This window comes from Mesorhizobium norvegicum (assembly GCF_004919685.1).
Classification (GTDB): Bacteria; Pseudomonadota; Alphaproteobacteria; order Rhizobiales; family Rhizobiaceae; genus Mesorhizobium; species Mesorhizobium norvegicum.
Genome location: NZ_SMYZ01000022.1, coordinates 1 through 21720, shown reverse-complemented (window position 1 = coordinate 21720; position 21720 = coordinate 1). Strand labels below are relative to the sequence as shown.

General features: G+C 63.2%; 23 protein-coding genes and 1 tRNA gene. 14 read left to right on the top strand and 10 right to left on the bottom strand.

The window, feature by feature from the left end:
* Positions 1-1200: an HlyD family secretion protein gene (locus FCU66_RS09650; RefSeq protein ID WP_136616074.1), complete on the bottom strand. Its 1200-nt coding sequence runs from the start codon at positions 1198-1200 to the stop codon at positions 1-3.
* Positions 1201-1332: 132 nt separating this feature from the next.
* On the opposite strand from FCU66_RS09650, the gene FCU66_RS09645 reads away from it, so the two are divergent.
* Positions 1333-2067 carry a TetR/AcrR family transcriptional regulator gene (locus FCU66_RS09645; protein ID WP_136616075.1) on the top strand — a complete coding sequence of 245 codons (735 nt, stop codon included), beginning with the start codon at positions 1333-1335 and terminating at the stop codon, positions 2065-2067.
* A 23-nt stretch (positions 2068-2090) separates the two neighbouring features.
* On the opposite strand, the gene yihA is transcribed toward FCU66_RS09645, so the two are convergent.
* The 3 genes from yihA to FCU66_RS09630 all read right to left on the bottom strand — a co-directional run bounded on the left by yihA (position 2091) and on the right by FCU66_RS09630 (position 3842).
* Positions 2091-2750, bottom strand: coding sequence for a ribosome biogenesis GTP-binding protein YihA/YsxC (gene yihA / locus FCU66_RS09640; RefSeq protein WP_136616076.1), 660 nt, complete (start codon positions 2748-2750; stop codon positions 2091-2093).
* Positions 2747-3385 carry a CatB-related O-acetyltransferase gene (locus FCU66_RS09635; protein WP_168991712.1) on the bottom strand — a complete coding sequence of 213 codons (639 nt, stop codon included), beginning with the start codon at positions 3383-3385 and terminating at the stop codon, positions 2747-2749. Before FCU66_RS09635 ends, yihA begins: the two co-directional genes overlap by 4 nt.
* A gap of 142 nt (positions 3386-3527) precedes the next feature.
* Complete coding sequence (locus FCU66_RS09630) at positions 3528-3842, bottom strand: hypothetical protein (RefSeq protein WP_136616098.1); 315 nt, start codon at positions 3840-3842, stop codon at positions 3528-3530.
* 177 nt (positions 3843-4019) lie between these two features.
* Here FCU66_RS09630 and FCU66_RS09625 point away from each other — a divergent pair, with 177 nt between their 5' ends.
* The 3 genes from FCU66_RS09625 to FCU66_RS09615 are packed head-to-tail and all read left to right on the top strand — an operon-like array spanning position 4020 to position 7301.
* A complete protein-coding gene (locus FCU66_RS09625; RefSeq protein WP_136616078.1) occupies positions 4020-4478 on the top strand; it encodes a MarR family winged helix-turn-helix transcriptional regulator in 459 nt (152 codons plus the stop codon).
* Positions 4471-5763: an HlyD family secretion protein gene (locus tag FCU66_RS09620; RefSeq protein WP_136616079.1), complete on the top strand. Its 1293-nt coding sequence runs from the start codon at positions 4471-4473 to the stop codon at positions 5761-5763. The genes FCU66_RS09625 and FCU66_RS09620 overlap by 8 nt, the downstream gene beginning before the upstream one ends.
* Complete coding sequence (locus FCU66_RS09615) at positions 5760-7301, top strand: DHA2 family efflux MFS transporter permease subunit (RefSeq protein ID WP_136616080.1); 1542 nt, start codon at positions 5760-5762, stop codon at positions 7299-7301. Before FCU66_RS09620 ends, FCU66_RS09615 begins: the two co-directional genes overlap by 4 nt.
* 378 nt (positions 7302-7679) lie before the next feature.
* Here FCU66_RS09615 and yidC read toward each other — a convergent pair whose 3' ends face one another.
* From yidC to rpmH, 3 genes are read right to left on the bottom strand one after another with little or no spacing between them, the layout of a single operon-like run.
* Complete coding sequence (yidC, locus tag FCU66_RS09610) at positions 7680-9491, bottom strand: membrane protein insertase YidC (protein WP_136616081.1); 1812 nt, start codon at positions 9489-9491, stop codon at positions 7680-7682.
* A gap of 14 nt (positions 9492-9505) precedes the next feature.
* Positions 9506-9859 (bottom strand): ribonuclease P protein component, encoded by a 354-nt coding sequence (gene rnpA, locus FCU66_RS09605; protein WP_111545239.1) that lies wholly within the window; start codon positions 9857-9859, stop codon positions 9506-9508.
* 16 nt (positions 9860-9875) lie between these two features.
* Positions 9876-10010 (bottom strand): 50S ribosomal protein L34, encoded by a 135-nt coding sequence (gene rpmH, locus FCU66_RS09600; RefSeq protein ID WP_008833937.1) that lies wholly within the window; start codon positions 10008-10010, stop codon positions 9876-9878.
* 279 nt (positions 10011-10289) lie between these two features.
* Here rpmH and FCU66_RS09590 point away from each other — a divergent pair, with 279 nt between their 5' ends.
* A complete protein-coding gene (locus tag FCU66_RS09590) occupies positions 10290-11780 on the top strand; it encodes an ATP-binding protein (RefSeq protein WP_136616083.1) in 1491 nt (496 codons plus the stop codon).
* A 276-nt stretch (positions 11781-12056) separates the two neighbouring features.
* Positions 12057-12133: transfer RNA gene (locus FCU66_RS09585), tRNA-Arg, on the top strand.
* Between the two features lie 75 nt (positions 12134-12208).
* Here the strand turns inward: FCU66_RS09585 and FCU66_RS09580 are convergent.
* Entirely contained in the window at positions 12209-12487 is a 279-nt protein-coding gene (locus tag FCU66_RS09580) for a DUF1127 domain-containing protein (RefSeq protein ID WP_168991713.1), read from the bottom strand.
* Between the two features lie 154 nt (positions 12488-12641).
* Here FCU66_RS09580 and FCU66_RS09575 point away from each other — a divergent pair, with 154 nt between their 5' ends.
* Positions 12642-13349: a winged helix-turn-helix transcriptional regulator gene (locus FCU66_RS09575; protein ID WP_136616085.1), complete on the top strand. Its 708-nt coding sequence runs from the start codon at positions 12642-12644 to the stop codon at positions 13347-13349.
* A 73-nt stretch (positions 13350-13422) separates the two neighbouring features.
* Positions 13423-13725, top strand: a complete 303-nt coding sequence (locus FCU66_RS09570) for a YdhR family protein (protein WP_168991714.1) — start codon at positions 13423-13425, stop codon at positions 13723-13725.
* A 137-nt stretch (positions 13726-13862) separates the two neighbouring features.
* On the opposite strand, the gene FCU66_RS42765 is transcribed toward FCU66_RS09570, so the two are convergent.
* On the bottom strand, positions 13863-14210 hold the full coding sequence (locus FCU66_RS42765; RefSeq protein ID WP_425462845.1) for a hypothetical protein: 348 nt from the start codon (positions 14208-14210) through the stop codon (positions 13863-13865).
* Here FCU66_RS42765 and FCU66_RS09560 point away from each other — a divergent pair.
* Entirely contained in the window at positions 14209-14967 is a 759-nt protein-coding gene (locus FCU66_RS09560; RefSeq protein ID WP_136616099.1) for an SDR family NAD(P)-dependent oxidoreductase, read from the top strand. The two genes, FCU66_RS42765 and FCU66_RS09560, sit on opposite strands and share 2 nt — an antisense overlap.
* A gap of 64 nt (positions 14968-15031) precedes the next feature.
* On the opposite strand, the gene FCU66_RS09555 is transcribed toward FCU66_RS09560, so the two are convergent.
* On the bottom strand, positions 15032-15733 hold the full coding sequence (locus FCU66_RS09555; RefSeq protein WP_136616088.1) for a GntR family transcriptional regulator: 702 nt from the start codon (positions 15731-15733) through the stop codon (positions 15032-15034).
* 238 nt (positions 15734-15971) lie between these two features.
* On the opposite strand from FCU66_RS09555, the gene FCU66_RS09550 reads away from it, so the two are divergent.
* From FCU66_RS09550 to ggt, 5 genes are all read left to right on the top strand, one after another.
* Positions 15972-17012: an ABC transporter substrate-binding protein gene (locus tag FCU66_RS09550; RefSeq protein ID WP_136616089.1), complete on the top strand. Its 1041-nt coding sequence runs from the start codon at positions 15972-15974 to the stop codon at positions 17010-17012.
* 186 nt (positions 17013-17198) lie between these two features.
* On the top strand, positions 17199-18284 hold the full coding sequence (locus FCU66_RS09545) for an ABC transporter ATP-binding protein (protein WP_136616090.1): 1086 nt from the start codon (positions 17199-17201) through the stop codon (positions 18282-18284).
* Positions 18284-19207 (top strand): ABC transporter permease, encoded by a 924-nt coding sequence (locus FCU66_RS09540; RefSeq protein WP_136616091.1) that lies wholly within the window; start codon positions 18284-18286, stop codon positions 19205-19207. The genes FCU66_RS09545 and FCU66_RS09540 overlap by 1 nt, the downstream gene beginning before the upstream one ends.
* A complete protein-coding gene (locus tag FCU66_RS09535; RefSeq protein ID WP_136616092.1) occupies positions 19204-20004 on the top strand; it encodes an ABC transporter permease in 801 nt (266 codons plus the stop codon). The genes FCU66_RS09540 and FCU66_RS09535 overlap by 4 nt, the downstream gene beginning before the upstream one ends.
* Before the next feature lie 47 nt (positions 20005-20051).
* Complete coding sequence (gene ggt, locus FCU66_RS09530; protein ID WP_136616093.1) at positions 20052-21638, top strand: gamma-glutamyltransferase; 1587 nt, start codon at positions 20052-20054, stop codon at positions 21636-21638.
* The last annotated feature ends 82 nt before the right edge of the window (positions 21639-21720 follow it).

Sequence of the window (21720 nt, the reverse complement as noted above, 5' to 3'; positions counted from 1 at the left end):
TCAGTTCGATGCCGCCGCTGATGCCGACCCGGATGGGGCGGTGCGGCTGTCGACGGCGACGACGACGCTCAGGCCGGCGCGCAGCTTGCCGCTCTTCAGCACGTCGGCGGGCACATCGATGCGAACCGGAACGCGCTGCACCACCTTGGTGAAGTTGCCGGTGGCGTTTTCGGGCGGCAGCAGCGAGAACACGGCACCGGAAGCCGGGGCCAGCGACGAGACGGTGCCCTCGAAGTCCTGGCCGTCGGTTGCATCGACCGAGATCTTGACCTTCTCGCCGGGAACCAGCCGGGCAAGCTGCGTCTCCTTGAAGTTGGCGACGATGTAGAGCTTGTCCATCGGCACGATGACGGCGAGCTTCTGGCCGGGGCTGACGAGATCGCCTTGCTCCACGGAACGGTTGCCGACGACGCCGTCATAAGGCGCCTTGAGCACGGTGAAGGAAAGATCCCGCTCGGCCTTGTCCCGGCTGAGCTGCAAGGACGCCAGCGTGCTTGCCGATTCGGCGCGCTGCGCCTGCAGCACGCCGATATTGGCCTGCGCCGCGGCGATCTGCGCGTCGGCGCCGACAAGGGCTGCATTGGCCTGCTGCACCGCCGTCTGGGCGTCGTCCAGCTGTGCCTGCGTGCCGACATGCGTCTTGAGCAGCTGCGAGGCACGCGCCGCGACCTTGGCCGCATTGTCAGCCGCGGCCTGGTCAGCGACCTTCTGCGCCTGTGCCTGCTGCAGCGCAGCGCGCGCTGCTTCGGTCTGGGCGTCGATACGGTCGAGCGTCTTGCTCAGCGTAGCAATCTGCGCCTCTGCCTGGGCGACGGCTATTCTGTAGTCGCCATCATCGACGACGAGCAGCGGATCGCCAGCCTTGACCGACTGGTTCTCGCTCACCTTCACCTGATCGACATAGCCGGAAATCTTGGGCGAGATGAACGCCATGTCGGCCTGGACATAGGCGTCGTCCGTCGAGATCATGAAGCGGCCAGTGGTCCAGTAATCGTAACCGTACCAGGCGCCGGCGCTCAGCAAGGCAACGCCGATGATCGGCAGCAGAAAGGAGCGCACCGAACGCTTCTTCTTGGCCGGAGCTTCTGCCGGCGGCGACGAGACGGGCTGGGTAGGCACTTGCGGTGCTTCCGTCGCCGGCGCAACCTTGGCATTGGGGAAGGGACGGACTTCGGCTGTGGTCGGCGCGTTCGAGGACATGACATCTCTCTAAAATTATAATATAATACTGAACCGTTCGGTTCGATCCGGGCGTTGACATAGCGCGTAAAGAGGACCATATCAAGGGCAATCGAACCGGTTGGTTCGAATTATTTTCGAGGTGTGACTTTCATGACCGAGACACCGCCCAACGTTGAAACCGACCAGTGTGGCGACCTGCTGGACAGCTTGCGCCGTGGCCGCCCGGCGGCCGGGCAGGATCCGGTCAAGCGCAGCCAGATCATCGACGGCGCCCGTCGTGTCTTCATCGACAAGGGGTTCGAAGCCGCCTCGATGAACGACATCACCCGTGAGGCCGGTGTCTCCAAGGGCACGATCTATGTCTATTTCGCCAACAAGGAAGAGCTGTTCGAAGCGCTGATCGAGGAAGAGCGCGGCACGATCTTCAAGAACATGTATGACGTGCTGGACAAATCCGACGACCTGCGCGAGACGCTGGTGAAGTTCGGCAAGGTGCTGGCCCTCAAGATCACGTCGGCCAAGGTGATCCAGGCGCAGCGCACGGTGATCGGCGCATCCGACCGGATTCCCGACATGGGCGCGCGTTTCTACGAGCGCGGTCCCAAACGTGGTCACGACAAGGTCGCGGCGTTTCTCAATGCCGCCATCGAGCGCGACCTGCTGCGGATCGACGATGTCGATCTTGCCGCCTATCAGTTCACCGAACTGTGCCTGGCCGGTCTCTTCCGCCAGTGCATCTTCGCCTATCGCACCAAAGCCCCGAGCCAGGACGAGATCGACCACATCGTCAGGTCAGGCGTCAGCATGTTCCTGAAGGCATACGGCACCGAAAGGCTTGTGGCGGAAGAAGGCCATCAGACGATTGCTATCGAAGCCAAGCCCTAGGCTATGCTCCAAGGTGTAGATGCTTAGCCGCCATTGGCGGCAAGCACGATGGCAGCCTGCAATTCCTGGAGGCCCTCGGCCTTTTCCGAAGACGTCGCCAGAACGAACGGGAACGCCGCCGGCCGCTTCTTGATCTTTGCCAGCGTCTCCTCGATCAGCCGCGGCACGCCGGCAGCCTTGATCTTGTCGGTCTTGGTCAGCACGATCTGGTAGGATACCGCCGCCTTGTCGAGCAGCGACAGCACTTCATCGTCCTTGGCTTTGATGCCGTGGCGGGCGTCGATCAGCACATAGACCCGCTTTAGCGTGACGCGGCCCTTGAGATAGTCGAAGACCAGCTTGGTCCACTCGTCGACCTTCTCCTTCGGCGCGGTGGCGTAGCCGTAGCCGGGCATGTCGACCAGCGCCAAGGGCGGCAGGTCGGCGCCCTCGCCCGAAAATCCGTCCGGCACGAAATAGTTGAGTTCCTGCGTGCGCCCCGGCGTGTTGGAAGTGCGCGCCAGACCCTTCTGGTTGACCAGCGCGTTGATCAGCGACGACTTGCCGACATTCGAGCGGCCGGCAAAGGCTATTTCCGGCGGTCCTTCCGGCGGCAGGAACTTCATTGCCGGCACGCCGCGGATGAAGATCCACCCTCGCGTAAACAGTTCGGTGCCGATTATGCTGCTGTTCAGAGCGTTCAAGCTGCTGCCTCCAGAAGAGAGATATTGGCGCCCCGGATAGCATCGAGGTTGCGGCTGACCTTGTCCACCGGCCAGTCCCACCACGCCACCGCCAGCAACCGCCTGACCGTTCGGTCGTCGAAACGCATCTTCACCACCTTGGCTGCATTGCCGGCGACGATCGCATAGGGCGGCACGTCGTGCGTCACCACCGATTTCGCGGCAATTATGGCACCGTGGCCGATTTCCACCCCGGGCAGGATCACCGCCTCCATGCCGATCCAGACGTCGTTGCCGACAATTGTGTCGCCGCGAACCTCCTTCGACCACGTCGCCGGGTCAAAACCCTTTTCCCAGCCATGGCCGAAAATATTGAACGGATAGGTCGAAAAGCCGGACATGGCGTGGTTGGCGCCGTTCATGATGAAGCGCGCGCCCTCGGCGATGGCGCAGAACCGGCCGATGATGAGCTTGTCGCCTATGAAGGGATAATGGTGGAGCACGCATTTTTCGGCGAATTTGTCGGGTCCGTCCGGATCGTCATAATAGGTGTAATCGCCGATCTCGATGTTCGGCGCGTTAACCAGTCCCTTGAGAAAGCCGACACGGGTGTGCATCGGGATCGGGTGCTTGATGTTGGGGTTGGGTCCGTCCATGTCGATGTCCGTTAAAGAATTGGGGCCCGTCAAAGAAATGGCCGCCAGGCGCATCCAGAACCCGCATGCGCCTGTTCAAAATAGCGTGATCCGCCCTATAGCACCAATCGGTTGACGAGCGAGCTTTCCTTGGCGGCTTTGCTCATTTGCTGCCGCGGCAGATCACGATCGGATCGGACAGCGCACTGTCGAAACCGCTGCCCTGATAGACGGTGACATTCGAGGCGCCGGGCGGCAGCATGAAGGTGCCTTCGACGATTTTCTGATCGCCGGCGAGCGTGTGCAGAGCCCAGCTATAGGTGCAAAACTGAGGCGGCGCCTGGGGTTCGACGTGGCTGCAGTTCAATTGTGCCCCGCCCAGCATGGCGGCGCCACCGCAGCTGACGGCGTCCTTTGCGAGCGCAATTCCAGGCCATGCTGCGAGAGCCGCCACGGTCGCGATCTTCAACCAATTCATCGTCATGCCCTCGCCCGGCAACAGCCAGTCACCCGGTCTTTTTGTTGCGTCGCAGCCCATGCGTCATTTTTTCCAGGCGGACTTAGTCCGTCTTGCGCACCGCGTCCAGCGGGATTATGTGCATGATGATAATAAGCATGCTCACTAAAAGTCGCGCCGAAAACCCCAGTACCTCCCATGCCATCGTCACCCAACATCAGCTTCGTGCTGCACGATGTCGCGCGCCTGCTTCGAAAGCGGTTCGAGCAGCGGTCGCGGGCGTCGGGGCTGACCCGCGCCCAGGTGCTGGCCTATCTGTCCCTGCATGAAGGCATCCACCAGAACAAGCTCGCCGACCTGATCGAGATCATGCCGATCACGCTCGCCCGGCTGCTCGACAAGATGGAAGTACGCGGCTTCATCGAGCGCCGGCCCAATCCTGCCGATCGCAGGGCATGGCTGCTTTACCTGACGCCGCAAGCCCATCCGCTGATCGAAATCATGCGCAGCAATGGCCAGAAAACGCGTGACGAGGCCTTCGTCGGCCTTTCCGCGGATGCCCAGTTGCATCTGCTGCAAACTCTGTCCCTCATCAAATCCAATCTGCTCGAGGCTTGCGCCCAGCCAGCCGTCGACCGGGAGAAAATACATGGTTGAATCAACCTCACCCAAGAAACCCGCCGAAGAAGACGGACCCGCCGCCGACCGGACGAGCGACCAGATCATCCGGCTGGACAGCGAACGCGAGCAGAGGCGAGCCAACACCGTCATCGACGATCACGAACTGGATGCACCTGTTGCCCTGGCGCCGGCGGCACTCGAGGCTCCGTCCAAAGAGCCGCGGCAAGCCACGGTCGCTGTTGCGCCGCCGGCGCCGGTCAAACCCAGACGCAGCCTGACGCGGCCGATCCTGTTTGCCCTGCTTCCGGTCGCGCTTGTCGTCGGCGGCTATTACTACGTTGTTGGCGGCCAGGTGATGACGACAGACAATGCCTACATCCAGGCGCAGTCGCTCGGCGTGTCCACCGACGTTTCCGGCACCGTGCTCGAGATCGACGTGCACGACAACGAGGCGGTGAAGAAGGACCAGGTGCTTTTCCGGTTGCGGCCGGCCTCTTTCGAAACCGCCCTTGCCGCGGCCCAGGCGCAGCTCGGAACGGTGCGCAACCAGGTGTTGACCTTGCAGGCGAGCTACCAGCAGTCGCAGGCGCTGATCGAGCAGGCGCAGGCCGACATCCCCTATTACGAGGCCGCTTTCCAGCGCCAGCAGGATCTGCTCAAGACTTCCACGTCCTCCAAGGCGACCTTCGACAGCGCCCAGCACGATCTCATTGCCGCCCGCCAGAAAGTGTCCGTTGCCGAGGCGCAGGCGCTGGCGACACTTGCCCAGCTCGGCGGCGACGCCAACCAGCCCGTGGAGAAGAACCCGTTCTACCTTCAGGCCCAGTCGGCGGTGGACGACGCCCAGCGTAATCTTGCCGATTCCATCGTCAAGGCGCCGTTCGACGGCATCGTCACCAATGTCGACGCGCTTCAGGTCGGCAAGTATCTGCCGGCTTCGCAGCCGGCGTTCAGACTGATTTCGGCGACCGATTTGTGGATAGCGGCGGAGCCGAAGGAAACCGAACTGACCTATGTGCGGCCGGGACAGACGGCGACGATCAGCGTCGACAGCTATCCGGGTGCCGTCTGGCACGGCACGGTCGCCTCGATCAGCCCGGCGTCATCGTCGAGCTTCTCGCTGCTTCCGGCGCAGAACACCACCGGCAACTGGGTCAAGGTCGTGCAGCGCATTCCGCTGCGCGTGACGGTCGATGATCTCCAGGGCAAGCCGCCGCTGCGCGGCGGAATGAGCGTCGTGGTCGGTATCGATACCGGCCATGCCCGCGGCCTGCCCGACTTCGTGACCGATCTCATCAACCGGTTCGGGCAAAAGTCATGACCGGCGCGTCCGCGACAGGTGGCGTGATCGCCAATCGCGGCGCCATCACCGCCTGCGTGATCCTGGCCGTGATCATGCAGGCGCTGGATACCACCATCGCCAATGTGGCGCTTCCCTATATCCAGGGCAGCGTTTCGGCGAGCGCCGACCAGATCAACTGGGTGCTGACGTCCTATATCGTCGCGGCGGCCGTCATGACGCCGCCTTCGGGCTACCTTGCCAATCGTTTTGGCCGCAAGCGCATCCTGCTGATCTCCATCACCGGCTTTGTCGTCGCGTCGGTGCTGTGCGGCTTCGCGCAGTCGCTGCCGCAGATCGTCGGCTTCCGCCTGCTGCAAGGCCTGTTCGGCGCGGCCCTGGTGCCGCTGGCGCAGAGCATCCTGCTCGATATCTACAGCGTCGAAGAGCGCGGCTCGGCGATGGCGCTGTTCGGCGTTTCGGTGATGGTCGGGCCGGTGCTCGGGCCGGTCATCGGCGGCTGGCTGACCGAAAATGTCAGCTGGCGCTGGGTCTTCTACATCAACGTCCCGATCGGCGCCCTGGCTTTCGCCGGCGTGTCGATGTTCGTCCAGGAAACCAAGACCGACCTCAAGGCGAGGCTGGACTGGCTGGGCTTCGGCATGCTCAGTGTCACCATCGCATCGCTGCAGATGTTCCTCGATCGCGGCGAGCAGCTCAACTGGTTCTCGTCGTCCGAGATCATCGTCGAGGCGCTGATCTGCGCGTCGGCCTTCTACATCTTCCTCGTCCACACCTTCACCGCCCGCAACACCTTCGTGAACCCGAGGCTCTTCCTGGACCGGAATTTCGCCGTCGGCATGATCTTCATCTTCATCATCGGCATCACCTATCTGGCCTCGCTGGCCCTAATGACGCCCTATCTGCAGACGCTGATGGGCTATCCGGTGGTGACGGCCGGCATCGTCATGGGACCGCGCGGTCTCGGCACCATGGCGTGCATGTTCCTGGTCGGCAGGCTGATCGGCAAGGTGGACACGCGCTGGCTGCTGTTGACCGGCCTGCTGGTCACCGCCTGGGCGATGTACGACATGACCGGCTGGACGCCTGATGTCTCGCAATGGACGATCATCAGCACCGGCTTCATCCAGGGCGCGGGCCTGGGTTTCCTGTTCGTGCCGCTGACCACCATCACCTTCGCCACGCTGGCGCCGGAGCGGCGCGCGGAAGGCACAGGGCTGTACAATCTGTCGCGAAACATCGGCTCCAGCGTCGGCATATCCGTCGTCACCGCGCTGTTGACGCAGAACGTGCAGATCAACCACGCCAACATCGCCACCTATGTGACGCCCTACAACCAGGCGTTCGGCAATCCGGCGATCTTCCAGGCGATGAACCCCTACAGCGCCGCCGGCCGGGCCGCGCTCGACGGCGTGGTGACGCTGCAGGCGACTGTTATCAGCTACATGAACGACTTCAAGCTGATGATGATCCTGTCGCTTGCCGCCATCCCGCTGGTTCTCTTGCTGCGCAAGCCTGCGACGCCAGCCAAGGTCGACCACAGCGCCGTCATGGAGTGATGATGTCTGGCGGCGATCCCGTCTGCCGGCACAAGCCGCAGCCTGCATAACCTTCCAGTAAGCAAGAGAACCGGGGCCCCGTGGAGGCCAACAGGACCCCGGTCTGCCGCTACGGCCTCCCAAACACCGGCGCCTTTGCGCCGGAAGCCGTCTTGGCAAGCGTATCTTGCCGGCGTCGCGAAAACGCGGTGGTCCGCAACGACGCAAATCCATGGCCACCGCAAGGCGTACCGAAGCGCAGGCCGCAGGATGGCAACGCGCAATTACGAGGCGCGGCGCGCCAAAGTTTCACCGGCGAGCGGAAATGCATCGAATGGGATATCCCGCCAACAAAAAAGCCCCACCGGGGCTTTTTTGATTTCGCAAAGGCAGCGCCTTCTATTCCGCCGGTGACGGTTTCTTTCGAAACAGTGCGATCAGATTGTCCCACAGCTCGATCTTGGCGCCCTGGCGCTTCATGATCACGCCTTGCTGGAGGATCGACAGCGTGTTGTTCCAGGCCCAGTAGATGACCAGGCCGGCCGGGAAACCCGCCATCATGAAGGTGAAGATGACAGGCATCCAGGTGAAGATCGCGGCCTGCGTCGGATCCGGCGGCGTCGGGTTCATGCGCATCTGCAGGAACATGGTGACGCCCATGATCAGCGGCCAGACACCGATCATCAGCATGTGCGGCAAGGTGACCGGAACGAGGCCGAACAGATTGAAGATCGACGTCGGATCTGGTGCCGCCAGATCCTGGATCCAGCCGAAGAACGGCGCGTGCCGCATCTCGATGGTGATGTAGAGCACCTTGTAGAGCGAGAAGAAGACCGGGATCTGCAGCGCCACCGGCCAGCAGCCGGCAAGCGGATTGATCTTCTCGGTCTTGTACAGCTCCATCATCGCCTGCTGCTGCTTCATCTTGTCGTCCGCGTATTTCTCGCGGATCTCGAGCATCTTGGGCTGCACCTTCTTCATGTTCGCCATCGACGCATAGGACTTGTTGGCAAGCGGGAAGAAGATGGCCTTGACGATGACGGTGGTGGCGAGGATCGCCAGGCCGAAATTGCCGAAGAATTTGTAGAGCGTGTCGATCAGCCAGAACATCGGCTTGGTGATGAAGTGGAACCAGCCCCAGTCGATCAGCAGGTCGAACCGCTTGATATGACGATCTTCCGCATAGGCGTTGATCTTGCCGACTTCCTTGGCGCCGGCAAAGATTTCGCTCTCCACCGTCGCCGACTGACCGGCATCGACGGTGATCGGGTCGGTCAGGAAGTCGGACTGGTAGCGATGGCGGCCGTCCTCGAAATAAGCGTAGCGCGGCTGGAACGGCTGCTTCTCGGTCGGCACCAGTGTCACCGCCCAGTATTTGTCGGTGATGCCGAGCCAGCCGTCGGTCGACTTGCCCGGCGTGAACTGCTTGTCCTTCTCGATGGACGCGTATTTGTGTTCCTGCAGGCCTTCGGTGCCGGTGAAGCCGATCAGGCCCTCATGCAGCACATAGGTGCTGGCAACGGCGGGCTTGTCGAAACGGGTGACGCGGCCGTAGTTGGACAGCGAGACGGCGGCCGTGCCCGAATTCTGCACCGTGTCTGAAACCGTGAACATGTAGTTGGTGTCGACGGAAAAGGTGCGCTTGAAGGTCAGGCCCTTGTCGTTCGAATAGGTCAGCGTGACCGGGGTTGTCGGCGTCAGCGTCGCATTGCCGTCGACGGCCCACACGGTCTCCGGACCGGGCACCGCGCCTGTCTTGTCGTTGCCGACGAAGCCGATCTCGGCATAGTAGCCATTGGGCAGTGCCGCCGGGTTGAGCAGGCTGATCTCGGGCGAATTCTTGTCGACCGTCTCGGTGTAGTGCTTGAGCTTGAGGTCGTCGAGACGGGCGCCGGTCAGGTTGATCGAACCCTCGAGGCTCGGCGTATCGATCTTGGCGCGGGTGGTCGTGGCGAGTGCCTGTTCGCGGCCGGCCGGCGTCACGGCATCGGTGCCGGGTGCATTCGGAATGGCGCCAGGCGCGGCAGGCGTTCCGGTGTCGGCGCCGGGATTGGTGCCGGCGGCCTTCTTCTGCTCCTCGACGCGCTGCTGTTCGACGCGGGCCGCTTCGCGCTGGGCTTCGCTGCGCGGCAATACGTAAAAATATTGCCATACCGCCAGGATCAGCACCGACAGCGCGATGGTGATGAAGAAGTTCCGGTTGTTTTCCATCGAAAGCCCTTGGCCTATCGTGTTCCGCGCAGTCGGCGGGAGAGTTCGGCCTTCAACTGGCCGAACGGAATGGTAAGCACGTCTTCACGCCCGACGATGACATAGTCATTGCCAGGCGCCATGTCACTTGCCGCATGCGTACGGACGGCTTCTCGCAGCCGCCGCCGGACGCGGTTGCGGACAACCGCATTGCCGACCTTCTTGGTGACGGTGTAGCCGACGCGCGGCGACAGGCCGTCGCCGCGGTCGAGAACTTCAACGAGAAAAAGCCGCCCGCGTCGCTTTTCACCACGACGGACGGCCAGGAATTCCGCGCGCTTCAGAAGCCGCTTGGGATTTGGTCCCACTGGCTTGCCGGATGCGGGCAACGATCTCGTCTTCCGTTCAGGCGCTGAGCCGCTTGCGGCCGCGATTGCGGCGAGCTGCGACGACGCCGCGACCACCCTTGGTGGCCATGCGGGCACGAAAGCCGTGCCGACGTTTGCGGACGAGTTTAGACGGTTGGTAGGTACGCTTCATTTGTTTTAATACCGCGGGGTGCGGCCCTTCTTGATTCTGTCACTGTGTAACAGGAGCTTTGCCGGGCCGGCTTTGGCGCGATCGAAACCGCGCCGGGACGAATGGCCCGAGCGTGTGCGGGCTTATAGAAAGAAGGCTTTTGGAAGTCAATCCGGAGTCGTCGGGCCGAAGCCCGGCGCCGTTCAGGCCGGTTTATGTTTCCGGCCAAGGATGAAATTGGCAAAAAAGCCGTAATCGCCTAATCTGCGTTGATCAAGTGATTGTGAAGACATGGACCGCATGAGCGAAACCATACAAGCGCAGGAAAGGATCGGCACGGCGGAGCCAACCATCGTGCGCACGGTGCCGCTGTCGCGCGGCCTGTCGACCAAGCTGCTGCTGCTCACCATTGTTTTCGTGCTGCTGGCCGAAGTGCTGATCTTCCTACCCTGGATCGCCAGCTACCGGCTGAACTGGCTGAAGGAGCGGCTGAGCACGGCGGCGGCGGTGTCGATCGTGCTGGTGCAGGGTGAACCCACCTCGCTGTCGCGCACGGCCCAGAACGACGTGCTGATGGCAATCGGCGCCAAGGCGATCGCGGTGCGCGACGGCGGCGTCTCGCGGCTGCTGGTGGTGGCCGAAATGCCGCCGAAGGTCGACGAACACATCGATATCGCCTCGATCGGCATGATCAAGGGCATGACCGGCGCGCTCGACACGCTGTTTTTCGGCGGCGACCGGATGCTGCGCGTCTTCGGCCCGGTCGGCGACTCGGACAAGGAGTTCGAGCTGATCATGCCGGACAACAGCCTGCGCAATGCGATGCTGCGATATTCGCGCAACGTCGCCTTCGTCTCGCTGCTGATCTCGCTGTTCACCGCAATGCTGGTCTATGCCGCGATCGACCTGATCATGATCGGGCCGATCCGGACGATGACGCGCTCGATGCTGTCCTTCTCCGAAGCGCCCGACGATCCCGGGCGCATCATCCATCCGGCCGCCCGCGCCGACGAGATCGGCGTTGCCGAGCGCGAGCTGTCGCAGATGCAGGAACGGCTGCAAAAAATGCTCTCCGAGCAGAAGCACCTTGCCGACCTCGGCCTTGCCGTCTCCAAGATCAACCATGACATGCGCAACATCCTGGCCTCGGCGCAGCTGATGTCGGACCGCCTGCGCCAGGTCAAGGACCCCACCGTGCAGGCCTTCGCGCCGAAACTGCTGCGCGCGCTCGACCGCGCCGTGTCCTATTCCGAAGGCGTGCTCGCCTATGGCCGCACGCAGGAGCCGCCGCCGGCGCGCCGACGCTTGAGGCTGCGCCAGCTGGTCGAGGACGTGCACGGCCTGCTCGACATCGAGCAGGGCATCGAGTTCGTCAATTCCGTCGAGCCGGCTTTCGAGGTCGACGCCGATTCCGATCAGCTGTTCCGAGTGCTGACCAATCTGTGCCGCAACTCGGTGCAGGCGATGGCGGCAGACAGTGAAAGCGCCCTGGTGCGCCGCCTGGCGGTGTCGGCCGTGCGCCTGGGCAGCGTCAGCCGCATTGCCGTCAGCGACACCGGCCCCGGCCTGCCACCGAAGGCGCGCGAAAACCTGTTCGCGGCCTTTCGCGGCTCGGCGCGCAGCGGCGGCACCGGCCTTGGGCTAGCGATCGCGCACGAACTGATCCGCGCGCATGGCGGCACGGTGGAACTGGTCGAGAGCATTGGCGGGCGCACCACATTCGCGGTCACCATCCCCGACCAGCCGGTCCGGCTCGACCAGGCCCGCAACGGCCTGCGCCGCCCGGCATGATGGTTCGGGCGCTGTGTCGCCCGATGCTCGTGCCTCCAGGTCCCGTGTTCTTCCGCTGCTTTTCAAGTCCGATACTTCCCTTGCCCCCGAATAGGGCCGACTTCCTGGTCGTTTCCAAGCGCCGGGATCCGCGCCGCCGTCGCCGGCCCGGCACTTGTGACAAAACTTTTGCCGGATCGGCTTGCTTTTCCGAAATTCAGTCGCTAGGGAACACGTCTCGTCGCGACCGGTCGTTCACGATCGGATCGCGGGGTCATGGAAAGCATGGCCTGTTGCGCGCCCGTAGCTCAGCTGGATAGAGCACCAGACTACGAATCTGGGGGTCAGGAGTTCGAATCTCTTCGGGCGCGCCATTCGCAATACATTGAAATTGCTCAATTCTCGCCCGCGACCCCAGTCGACTTTGAGAACCGTCTGGAATTCCCTTCTCACCAATTGCCCGTGCGGTTCTGCGCTGCGCTCTTGAGCGCGTGAGAGGCGGATTGATCGAGGCTGTCGGCGCAGGCCGCTTCGACGTCAGCTTTGGTTAAGCCAACATCGCGCAGATGGGAGTTGGACAGGTGACCAAGCTCGCGCTCTATGTTGCGGCGGGTCCGCCACTCATGGACAAGGGCCAGCAGGCGTTCGAGCGGAGGATCAAGAAAAGTGCCCGGCACGCGCCGTGCAGTCTGGCCTAATGTCGATTGCGTCATGTTATGCCAGGTCATGGTAACCTCCGTTGGTCGGGATGCTCGAATGGCGATCACCATGACGGCAGAAGGCGGGAAGGCGCCAGGGCAGCTTCGGAAGCGTTCCGCTTCAGATTGTGAACTGGCCTTAGACCTCCGCAAGGCCTAACCTGCGGCAAAGGAGCGCTCAGCCATGGCGCGACGGCCTTACGGACTGGTCTGCCCGATCTCGCGCGCCTGCGAGTTCCTGGAGCCGCGCTGGACGATCCAAATCCTAACCGAGCTCTGGAACGGCTCGGCCCGCTTCAATGACATTCGCAAGGGGGTGGGCAACATCTCGTCCGCCCTCTTGTCGAGGCGACTCAAGGAGATGGAAGCGTTGGGCCTGGTCGAGCGCGTCGAGGACGAGGCGACGGGCACCATCGGCTATTTCCGCACCGAGAAGTCGATCAAGCTCGAGCCGGCGATGAACGCGCTGGCGGAATGGGCGCAATGCAACATCGAGGCGGAAATCGCGCTTGGAGACGTAGATGTTTCGACCCTCATGTGGGTCGTGCGGCGAAAGATCGACCTCGCTGAACTGCCGCGGCGGCGCGCCGTCATCCGCTTCCATTTCCGCGACGATCCCCCACCGAAGTGTCCCCATTACTGGTTTGTGGTCGAGCCAGGCGCGGACTTGCCCGAGCTATGCTCGCTCGACCCCCGCCGGGACGTCGACCTTTACGTCGAGACCAGCGTTGTTTCGCTTGGGGCCATCCTGGAGGGCCGTTCCAGCATCGAGCGTGAGAAAGAAAGAGGCGGCCTTTTCCTGAGCGGTGACCCCGGCCTTGCCCGCAACATGGACCGTTGGCTACGAACCTCGGTCTATGCGGCGCTTGAGGGAATCGTCCCGCTTTCTTGAAAACCGTACCGAGGTTGCAGCCTCATCCGGGGTGGCCGTGCAACGCCTACGACAGAGAATAGGGAGGAAAGACATGTCGGCCAAAATTCTGCAAATCAACTACAAGCTCAACGAGCCGAGGGCCGAGTACGAGAAAGAAAACCTGCCATATGCTCAACCCATCGCGGACATACCTGGCCTGCGCTGGAAGGTCTGGATCATAAACGAGGCCCAAAGCGAAGCCGGGGGAATCTACCTATTCGACAATGACGCCGCAGTGCAGGCCTTCGTGGACGGGCCAATTATTGCGGAGATGAAAGGTGACCCGACGTTGAGCATCAAGGCGTTTGACGTGATCGTGGAACTCACGTCCATCACACGTGGCCCGGTGAAGTAGCATTCTCGGAGGTTAGGAGGGGCGTATTTGATGGTTGAGATAGCGGGACGAAACGCCTTCCGCTGTCGCGCGTGTATAAAGTCAGCTCAAGCCAATCAGGAGTAGTAGCAGGAGCGCGGCCAGAAGCCCGACGTTCGCTAGCACGCCGCGCGCAGTAGTGGACGGAAGAGCGGCGGATTGAGTTCCGCATCGGGATGGACGTGGGCGACATCACCTTCGACCACGGTGACATCTATGACGATGGCGTCAATGTTGCAGCGCGTGTCGAGAGCATCGCCAAGCCTGGCAGCGTCGCGGTGTCCGCCGTGGTGCGAGACCAGGTCGGTAATCGGCTCGAGAGTCCGGTTGTGGCGCAAAGCCGTCACTCCGCTCCGAGAGGTGATCTTAGAAATCAATAGGCGTAACAATGACATAACGGCGCCCAGTTTCATCCTCTCCGGTGCGCCAAAACCATTCATGTAACCAGCGGAGCCTGATTTGACCATGTTTCCTACCCGCACCAAGCGCGCTTTGATCACCGGAGCCGGTGCGGCCGACGGCATCGGCTTTGCCATTGCCCGGCAGCTCGGCCAAGCCGGCCATGCCGTTTTCCTCACGGGCGCCAGTGGGCGTGTGCTCGATCGCGCCGTTGAGCTTTGCCGCGAAGGTATCGATGCCAAAGCCGCAATCGCCGATCTCACCATCGCTGCTGATGTCGCGCGGCTGCGGGCTGATGTCGGCGCGGTCGATATCCTGGTCAACAACGCCGGCATGGGCTCGCTCGCATCGCCTTCGGTCGACAAGGCGTTTCTTGCCATGACCGAGGCCGACTGGGATCAGGGGATCGACGTCAGCCTGAAGACCGCATTCCTCGTCACGAAGGCGTTTCTGCCGGCGATGGTCGAAGCGGGCTATGGGCGCATCGTCAATGTGGCGTCGGTCACCGGGCCGCTGGTGTCCTTCGAAGGCACATCAGCCTATTCCGCCGCCAAGGCCGGCATGGTCGGCCTGATACGCACGCTGGCGCTCGAAGTGGCGAGAAGCGGCATCACGGCCAATGCCGTCGCCCCCGGCTGGATCGAAACGGGTTCGTCGAGCGAGATGGAGCGGCAAGCCGCCCTGCATACGCCGCCGGCGCGGGCCGGGCGACCCGACGAGGTGGCCGCGGCGGTCGTGTTCCTGGCATCGGAAGGCGCCAGCTATGTCAACGGCGCCCTGCTGGTGGTCGACGGCGGCAACAGCCTTCAGGAGCGCAAGGGCTGAAGACTCAAAGGCGCTTGTCGTCAGGGTCAGTCGGCGGGCAGGCCTCGTTCAAGCTCCTCGCCCCTTAAGACGCCTTGGCCAGAAAATTCCGATAGTCCGACTTGGCCTGCAGCAGGCGCAGAACATTGTCACGCGATCCGCGCACATGGGCGCGCGCCAGCGTGCCGGCTCGGCTGGCGTCGCCGGCGCAGATGGCGTCGACGATTTCGGCGTGCTCATCGCGGGCGATCTTCCATTCGTCCAGCCAGAGCAGTTCCGTCCAGACATAGTGCTGGCACTTGTCGAGGATGCCGCACAGCATGCCGTGCAGCATCACATTGCCGCTGATTTCGGCGATGACGCGATGCAGGTCGATGCCGACCTCGAGCTCCTGGAATTTCTCCCTGTTGGTGCGCTCCGGAATGGCGGCCAGCCGCTCGCATTCGGCCAGCATGGCGCGCAGCCGCGCCTTGTCCGCTTCCGTCGCCGCAGCCGCCGCCAGTTCCGTCGCATGGCCGTCGAGCAGCTCGCGGATCTCGAAGGCCTCGCGGAACATGTTGATGTCGAACTCGGTCACGACATAGCCCTGGCGCGGCCGGCCGGTGACCAGGCCGTCGCGCTCGAGGCGGTTGAAGGCCTCGCGCACCGGGGTGCGGCTGACAGTCAGCTTCGCCGCGATGTCGTTTTCGGTGACGCGTGAGCCCGGCGGAATCTGGCCGGTCACGATCATCGCCTTGAGCGCGGAGTAGACCGAGTCGCGCAGCGTATTTTTGGTTTCCTTGGCCAAGGTTCCGTTCCCAGTTCTCCGGCCTTTCAGCCGGGACACGCATAGCTGTAGCCGCAGTCGGCGCAATTTGCCACGCCCCCGGCGACCCCGCCCCTCTCCAACCTGTCCGGCGCGAAACGCGTAAATTCGATCGCGCCGGATGGTGTTGACATCAACGATCTCCAAGCTACACTCAAAATTGTATACAAAATAGCATGCGAAATCAAAAACAATGGGAACACCGGTTGGAGAGCCGAAAATGAACAGGACCAGAAGCGTTAGCGTTGTTGCGATTGCGGGCCTCATGGCCTCGCTCGCCGCCCCCGCCATGGCGGGCGACACCATCACCGTCGCCTCATGGGGCGGGACCTATCAGGAGGCGCAGACCAAGGCGTTCTTCAAGCCGACCGCCGATGCGCTCGGCATCACCATCAAGGAAGACACCACCAACGGCCTCGACGACGTGCGGCTGCAAGTGACCGGCAATGCGGTGAAGTGGGACATCACCGAACTTGGCGCCGACGAATGCGCGCGCGGCTCGAAGGAAGGGCTGTTCGAGAAGCTCGACTACGGCATCATCGACAAGAGCGGCATCAACCCGAAACTCGTCCATGACGACTGGGTCGGCATTTCCTACACCTCGGTCGTGCTGATCTACCGGACCGATGTTTTTGGCGACAAAGGGCCGAAGACATGGGCCGATTTCTGGAACGTGGAAAAATTCCCGGGACGGCGCGCGCTGAGCGGCAGCCAGGCGACGGAAACGCTGAGCGTCGCGGCCCTGGCCGAAGGCATTCCGATCGACAAGGTCTATCCGGTCGATATCGACGGCGCGCTGAAGTCCGTCGACAAGATCCGCGGCCATGTCGACGCCTGGTGGACCTCCGGCGCCCAGGCCATGCAACTGGTGAAGGACGGCGAAGTCGACATGGCGAGCATCTGGAACGGCCGCGCCGGCACCTTGAAGAAGGAAGGCGCGCCGGTCAGCTTCTCCTTCGACCAGGGCGTGCTCACCGCCGACTGCATGGTCATCCCCAAGGGCGCGAAGAACAAGGAGGCGGCCATGAAGGCGCTGGCGATGTTCGTCAGTCCGCAATTGCAGGCCAATCTGCCGCTCTATGTCGACAATGGCCCGGTGAACGAGAAGGCTTTCGAGACCGGCAAGATCCCGCAGGACAGGATCAAGGACATCAATTCGGCACCCGAAAACGTCAAGAAGCAGGTGCTGCAGGATGCCGAATTCTGGCGCGACAATCTGGTCGAGGCGACGGAAAAGTTCAACAATCTGATCCAGCAATAGGCTGCGGCCATAGACTTATGGCGGGGCGGCGCAACCAGCACCTGCCTCGCCACCTCTTGTTTGCCGGCTAGAGCAGTTCACCGTTTCTCGGAAACGTCGAACCACTCTATCTCTTTGTTTTCACGCAATTCCGGACGGAAAACCGCTTCACACTTTTCCTGGAATTGCTCTAAGGAGAGAAAAATCTTGTCCATTGCGCCATCCGCGCTGCCGATCAGCATGCGCCGGATCGAGAAACGATTTGGCAGCGTGCCGGTGCTGCGCGATCTGAACCTCGATGTCGAGGCCGGCGAATTCCTGACGCTGCTCGGGCCTTCCGGTTCCGGCAAGACGACGCTGCTGATGGTCCTGGCCGGCTTCGTGCGAGCCAATGCCGGCTCGATCAGGGTCGGTGACGACGAGATCATCACCACGCCGCCGCACAAGCGCAACATCGGCATGGTGTTCCAGACCTACGCGCTGTTTCCGCATATGAACGTCTTCCACAACATCGCCTTTCCGCTGAAGCAGCGCGGCGTCGCCGCCACCGAGACGGCCGAGCGTGTCGAGAAGGCGCTGGATCTTGTGAAATTACAGGGGCTGGGCGAGCGCCGGGTCGACCAGCTTTCCGGCGGCCAGCGCCAGCGCGTGGCGCTGGCGCGTGCCATCGTCTTCGAGCCGCGCATCGTGCTGATGGACGAACCGCTGTCGGCGCTCGACAAGGGCCTGCGCGAGCACATGCAGATCGAACTGCGCGCCCTGCATCGCCGGCTTGGCATGACCACGGTCTATGTCACTCATGACCAGCGCGAAGCGATCACCATGTCTGACCGCATCGCGGTGATGAACGGCGGGCGCATCGAACAGCTCGACAAGCCCGAAACCCTCTACGCCACGCCGCAAACGCGGTTTGTAGCCGGCTTCATCGGCGAATCGAATTTCATTCCGGTCGAGTGCCGCAACGGCTCCGTCTGGTACGAGGACCGCAGAATCCACACCGCAGCGCCGACCCCGGCATCAGGCCAGCACCTTATGGTGGTGCGGCCGGAAAAGCTGCGGCTCTTGGCAGCAAATGCCGAACAGCCAAACGGCGTCAACGTGCTCGATGCGACGCTCAGCGACATCATCTACCAGGGCGACAGCTTCGTCTGCTACGCAGTGCTGCGCGATGGCCGCCAGCTGACATTGCGCGACTATTGCCGCAGCGACGTGCTGGCCAGGATGCCGGCTCCCGGCCAGCCGGTCAGCCTCGGCCTCGACGCGCAGGACACGATCCTGGTGGCGGCCGAGTGATGCGCGCGCAGCCCGCCCTCATGCAAGAGACTGCCCGCGCGGATCAGTCCCTGAACGCACACGCGCTGCGCGCCGACGCACGGCGCGAGTCGCTGCGGCTGCTGGCCCTGCTGGCGCCAAGCCTGTTCCTCGTCTTCGCCATCATCATCGTGCCGATCGGCTGGCTGTTCTGGCTGTCGCTGTTCGACGAGGCCGGCGCGCTGAGCGCCGCCAATTATGCGCGCTTCTTCGAGCAGGCCTCCTACATCAAGACCTTCGTCACCACCTTCAAGGTCGCCTTCATCGTCACCGGCGCCTGCGTCCTGCTTGGCTATCCGTTGGCCTACATGCTGTCGCAGCTGCCGCGCCGGGCGGCGTCGATCTGCCTGATCTTCGTCATCCTGCCGTTCTGGACATCGGTTCTGGTGCGCACCTATGCCTGGCTGGTGATCCTGCAGCGCAAGGGCCTGATCAACAGCTGGCTGATCGATCTCGGCATCATCAGCCAGCCGTTGTCGCTCGCCAACAATCTGTCGGGCGTCGTCATCGGCATGACGCACATTCTGCTGCCGTTCCTGGTGCTGCCGCTCTACGCCTCGATGAAGACCATCGACACCGACTGCCTGCGCGCCGGCATGAACCTTGGCGCCGGTCCGGCCGCGACCTTCCGGCAGATCTTCTTTCCGCTGTCGCTGCCCGGCCTCGCCTCGGGCGTGGTCATCGTCTTCGTGCTCTGCCTGGGCTTCTTCGTCACGCCTGCGCTGATGGGCGGCGGCAAGGTCATCATGTGGGCGATGCGCATGGAACAAACCACCAGCCTCTATTCCAACTGGGGTGCGGGTGCCGCGCTCGGCGTGGTGCTGCTGGTGGTCACGCTGGCGCTTCTCGGCCTGTTCCAGTGGCTGCTCGGCGCGCGCGCCACCGGTGTATGGAGTTCGCGATGAGCGAGGATATCGGCCTGCCGATCTCACACCGGCAACGCCTGTGGCTCTACGGCCTCGGCGGCCTCGTGCTGCTGTTCCTGATCGCGCCGTCGATCATCATCGTCATCATGTCGTTTTCGGATTCGACGCTGCTGCAATTCCCGCCGCAGCAATGGTCGCTACGCTGGTACCAGACCTACTTCCAGTCGCTGGAATGGCGCGACGCCACGATCGTCTCGGTCAAGGTGGCTGCTATGACAGTGCTGGTGGCGACACCGCTCGGCACTGCCGCCGCCTATGCCATCAACCGGGGCACGCTGCGCTTCAACGGCACCATCAACGCGCTGCTGACCGCGTCGCTGATCGTGCCGGTGATCCTGATCGGCATCGGCACTTTCTTCCTCTATGCGCACATCGGGCTCAACAACACGCTGACCGGGCTGGTCATCGCGCATACGGTGCAGGCGCTGCCGCTGGTGGTGCTGACCGTGCTGTCGGGCCTGCGCTCCTACGACATGAACCAGGAGCGGGTGGCGCGCAGCCTCGGCGCCGGCCGCGTCGCCGCCTTCTGGCAGGTGACCATGCCGCAGATCCGCTTCTCGATCGTTTCGGGGGCGCTGTTTGCCTTCATCACCTCCTTCGACGAAGTGGTGGTTTCGCTGTTCATCTCGGGCGGCGAGACCACGACATTGACGCGCCGCATGTTCAATGCGCTGCGCGACCAGATCGACCCGACGATCGCCGCCATCTCGACCTGCCTGATCGTGCTCTCGGTCGTGCTGTTGTCGGTTGCGCAGATCTTCGGGCGGCGGCATTGATTTCAAGTGACCAATTCGCAGAACTGACCAGGGGATATCCAGACAGAATGCGTGATTTCCAGTTTCCCGGCCGCTCGCCGGTTCGTGCCACGGAGGCGGTTGCGGCGACGTCGCATCCGCTTGCAACCCTTGCCGCCATCGACATGCTGCGCTCCGGCGGCAACGCCATGGATGCCGCGGTCTGCGCCGCCGCCGTGCAGGGCGTGGTCGAACCGCAGTCGACCGGCATCGGCGGCGACTGCTTCGTGCTCTATAGCCCGGCAGGCCAAGGCAATGTGCTGGCCTTCAATGGCTCGGGGCGGGCGCCAGCCAGGGCCACGGTCGACTGGTATCTCGAAAAAGGCTTCGACCGCATCCCGCTGCAGGGTCCGCATGCGGTCACCGTGCCGGGCGCCGTCGATGCCTGGAGCCGCCTGCTCGAGGACCATGGCCGCAAGGGCCTTGCCGAGGCGCTGGCGCCGGCCATCCATTATGCCGAAAACGGCTATGTCGTGCATGACCGCGTCGCCTTCGACTGGGCCGAACCGGAGACCGATCTGTCGGCCGACGAGCATGCCGCGCGCATCTTCCTGCCCGGCGGCAAGGCGCCGAAGGCCGGTGACATCCACCGGCAGCCAGAACTGGCGGCGACATTGCGGATCATCGCCAGGCATGGCCGCGCCGGATTCTACGAGGGTGCTGTCGCCGACGATATCGTGCGCCGGCTCAACGAATTGGGTGGGCTTCATTCGGCCGAGGATTTCGCCGCGACCAAAGGCGACTATGTGGCGCCGGTCAGCACCGCCTATGGCGGCCACGACATCCACCAGATGCCGCCGAACAATCAGGGGCTGACGGCGCTTTTGATGCTGAACGTGCTGTCGGGCTTCAAGCTTGGCGGACTCGATCCCAATGGCGCCGAGCGCCTGCATCTGGAGATCGAGGCCGGGCGGCTGGCCTATCGCGACCGCGACCGCTATGTCGGCGACCAGGACCGTGTTCCGGTGCCGGTCAAGCAGCTCCTATCCGGCGCCTATGCCGACCGGCTGCGCGCCGAGATCGACCGCGAACGCGCCATGACGCATCTGCCGCGCGTGGACCTGCCCGGCAGCGACACGGTCTACATCTCCATCGTCGACCGCGACCGCAACGCGGTCTCCTTCATCAACTCGACTTATTACTCGTTCGGCAGCGGCGTCGTCGGCCCGAAGACCGGCATCGTGCTGCAGAACCGCGGCTCGAGCTTCCGCCTCGATCCGGCGCACCCGAACGCGATCGCGCCCGGCAAGCGGCCGATGCACACGATCATGCCCGGCATGGCGACGAAGAACGGCCGCGTGGTGATGCCGTTCGGCGTCATGGGCGGCGGCTACCAGCCGTTCGGGCATGTCCATCTGCTGACCAACATGATCGACTTCGGCATGGACCCGCAGCAGGCGCTGGATGCGCCCAGGGTGTTCTACAATGACGACACGGTGGAGGCCGAGCGTGGCGTTCCCGCCGAGGCGATCGAGGGCCTGCGCCGGCGCGGCCACCGCATTGCCGAACCGCATCATCCGCTGGGCGGCGGACAGGTGGTGCTGATCGACTGGGAGAAGGGGACGCTGACCGGCGCTTCCGATCCGCGCAAGGATGGCTTGGCGCTTGGATATTGAGGGGACCGGAACAGTCGTGGCGGGCCTGGAGAAGGCGGCAGTTGCCTGCAGGCGTTGGCGCCGCCCCTCATTGCCCTGCCGG

Bases quoted from the DNA above. Each gene is read 5' to 3' on its own strand.
- FCU66_RS09615 (WP_136616080.1), top strand. From the start codon at position 5,760: ATGACCGGCGCGTCCGCGACAGGTGGCGTGATCGCCAATCGCGGCGCC.
- FCU66_RS09620 (WP_136616079.1), top strand. From the start codon at position 4,471: ATGGTTGAATCAACCTCACCCAAGAAACCCGCCGAAGAAGACGGACCC.
- FCU66_RS09540 (WP_136616091.1), top strand. From the start codon at position 18,284: ATGCGCGCGCAGCCCGCCCTCATGCAAGAGACTGCCCGCGCGGATCAG.
- ggt (WP_136616093.1), top strand. From the start codon at position 20,052: ATGCGTGATTTCCAGTTTCCCGGCCGCTCGCCGGTTCGTGCCACGGAG.
- FCU66_RS09575 (WP_136616085.1), top strand. From the start codon at position 12,642: ATGGCGCGACGGCCTTACGGACTGGTCTGCCCGATCTCGCGCGCCTGC.
- FCU66_RS09550 (WP_136616089.1), top strand. From the start codon at position 15,972: ATGAACAGGACCAGAAGCGTTAGCGTTGTTGCGATTGCGGGCCTCATG.
- FCU66_RS09580 (WP_168991713.1), bottom strand. From the start codon at position 12,487: ATGACCTGGCATAACATGACGCAATCGACATTAGGCCAGACTGCACGG.
- FCU66_RS09630 (WP_136616098.1), bottom strand. From the start codon at position 3,842: ATGAATTGGTTGAAGATCGCGACCGTGGCGGCTCTCGCAGCATGGCCT.
- FCU66_RS09625 (WP_136616078.1), top strand. From the start codon at position 4,020: ATGCCATCGTCACCCAACATCAGCTTCGTGCTGCACGATGTCGCGCGC.
- FCU66_RS09535 (WP_136616092.1), top strand. From the start codon at position 19,204: ATGAGCGAGGATATCGGCCTGCCGATCTCACACCGGCAACGCCTGTGG.
- FCU66_RS09635 (WP_168991712.1), bottom strand. From the start codon at position 3,385: ATGGACGGACCCAACCCCAACATCAAGCACCCGATCCCGATGCACACC.
- FCU66_RS09590 (WP_136616083.1), top strand. From the start codon at position 10,290: ATGAGCGAAACCATACAAGCGCAGGAAAGGATCGGCACGGCGGAGCCA.
- rpmH (WP_008833937.1), bottom strand. From the start codon at position 10,010: ATGAAGCGTACCTACCAACCGTCTAAACTCGTCCGCAAACGTCGGCAC.
- yidC (WP_136616081.1), bottom strand. From the start codon at position 9,491: ATGGAAAACAACCGGAACTTCTTCATCACCATCGCGCTGTCGGTGCTG.
- FCU66_RS42765 (WP_425462845.1), bottom strand. From the start codon at position 14,210: ATGGTCAAATCAGGCTCCGCTGGTTACATGAATGGTTTTGGCGCACCG.
- FCU66_RS09645 (WP_136616075.1), top strand. From the start codon at position 1,333: ATGACCGAGACACCGCCCAACGTTGAAACCGACCAGTGTGGCGACCTG.
- FCU66_RS09560 (WP_136616099.1), top strand. From the start codon at position 14,209: ATGTTTCCTACCCGCACCAAGCGCGCTTTGATCACCGGAGCCGGTGCG.
- FCU66_RS09570 (WP_168991714.1), top strand. From the start codon at position 13,423: ATGTCGGCCAAAATTCTGCAAATCAACTACAAGCTCAACGAGCCGAGG.
- FCU66_RS09650 (WP_136616074.1), bottom strand. From the start codon at position 1,200: ATGTCCTCGAACGCGCCGACCACAGCCGAAGTCCGTCCCTTCCCCAAT.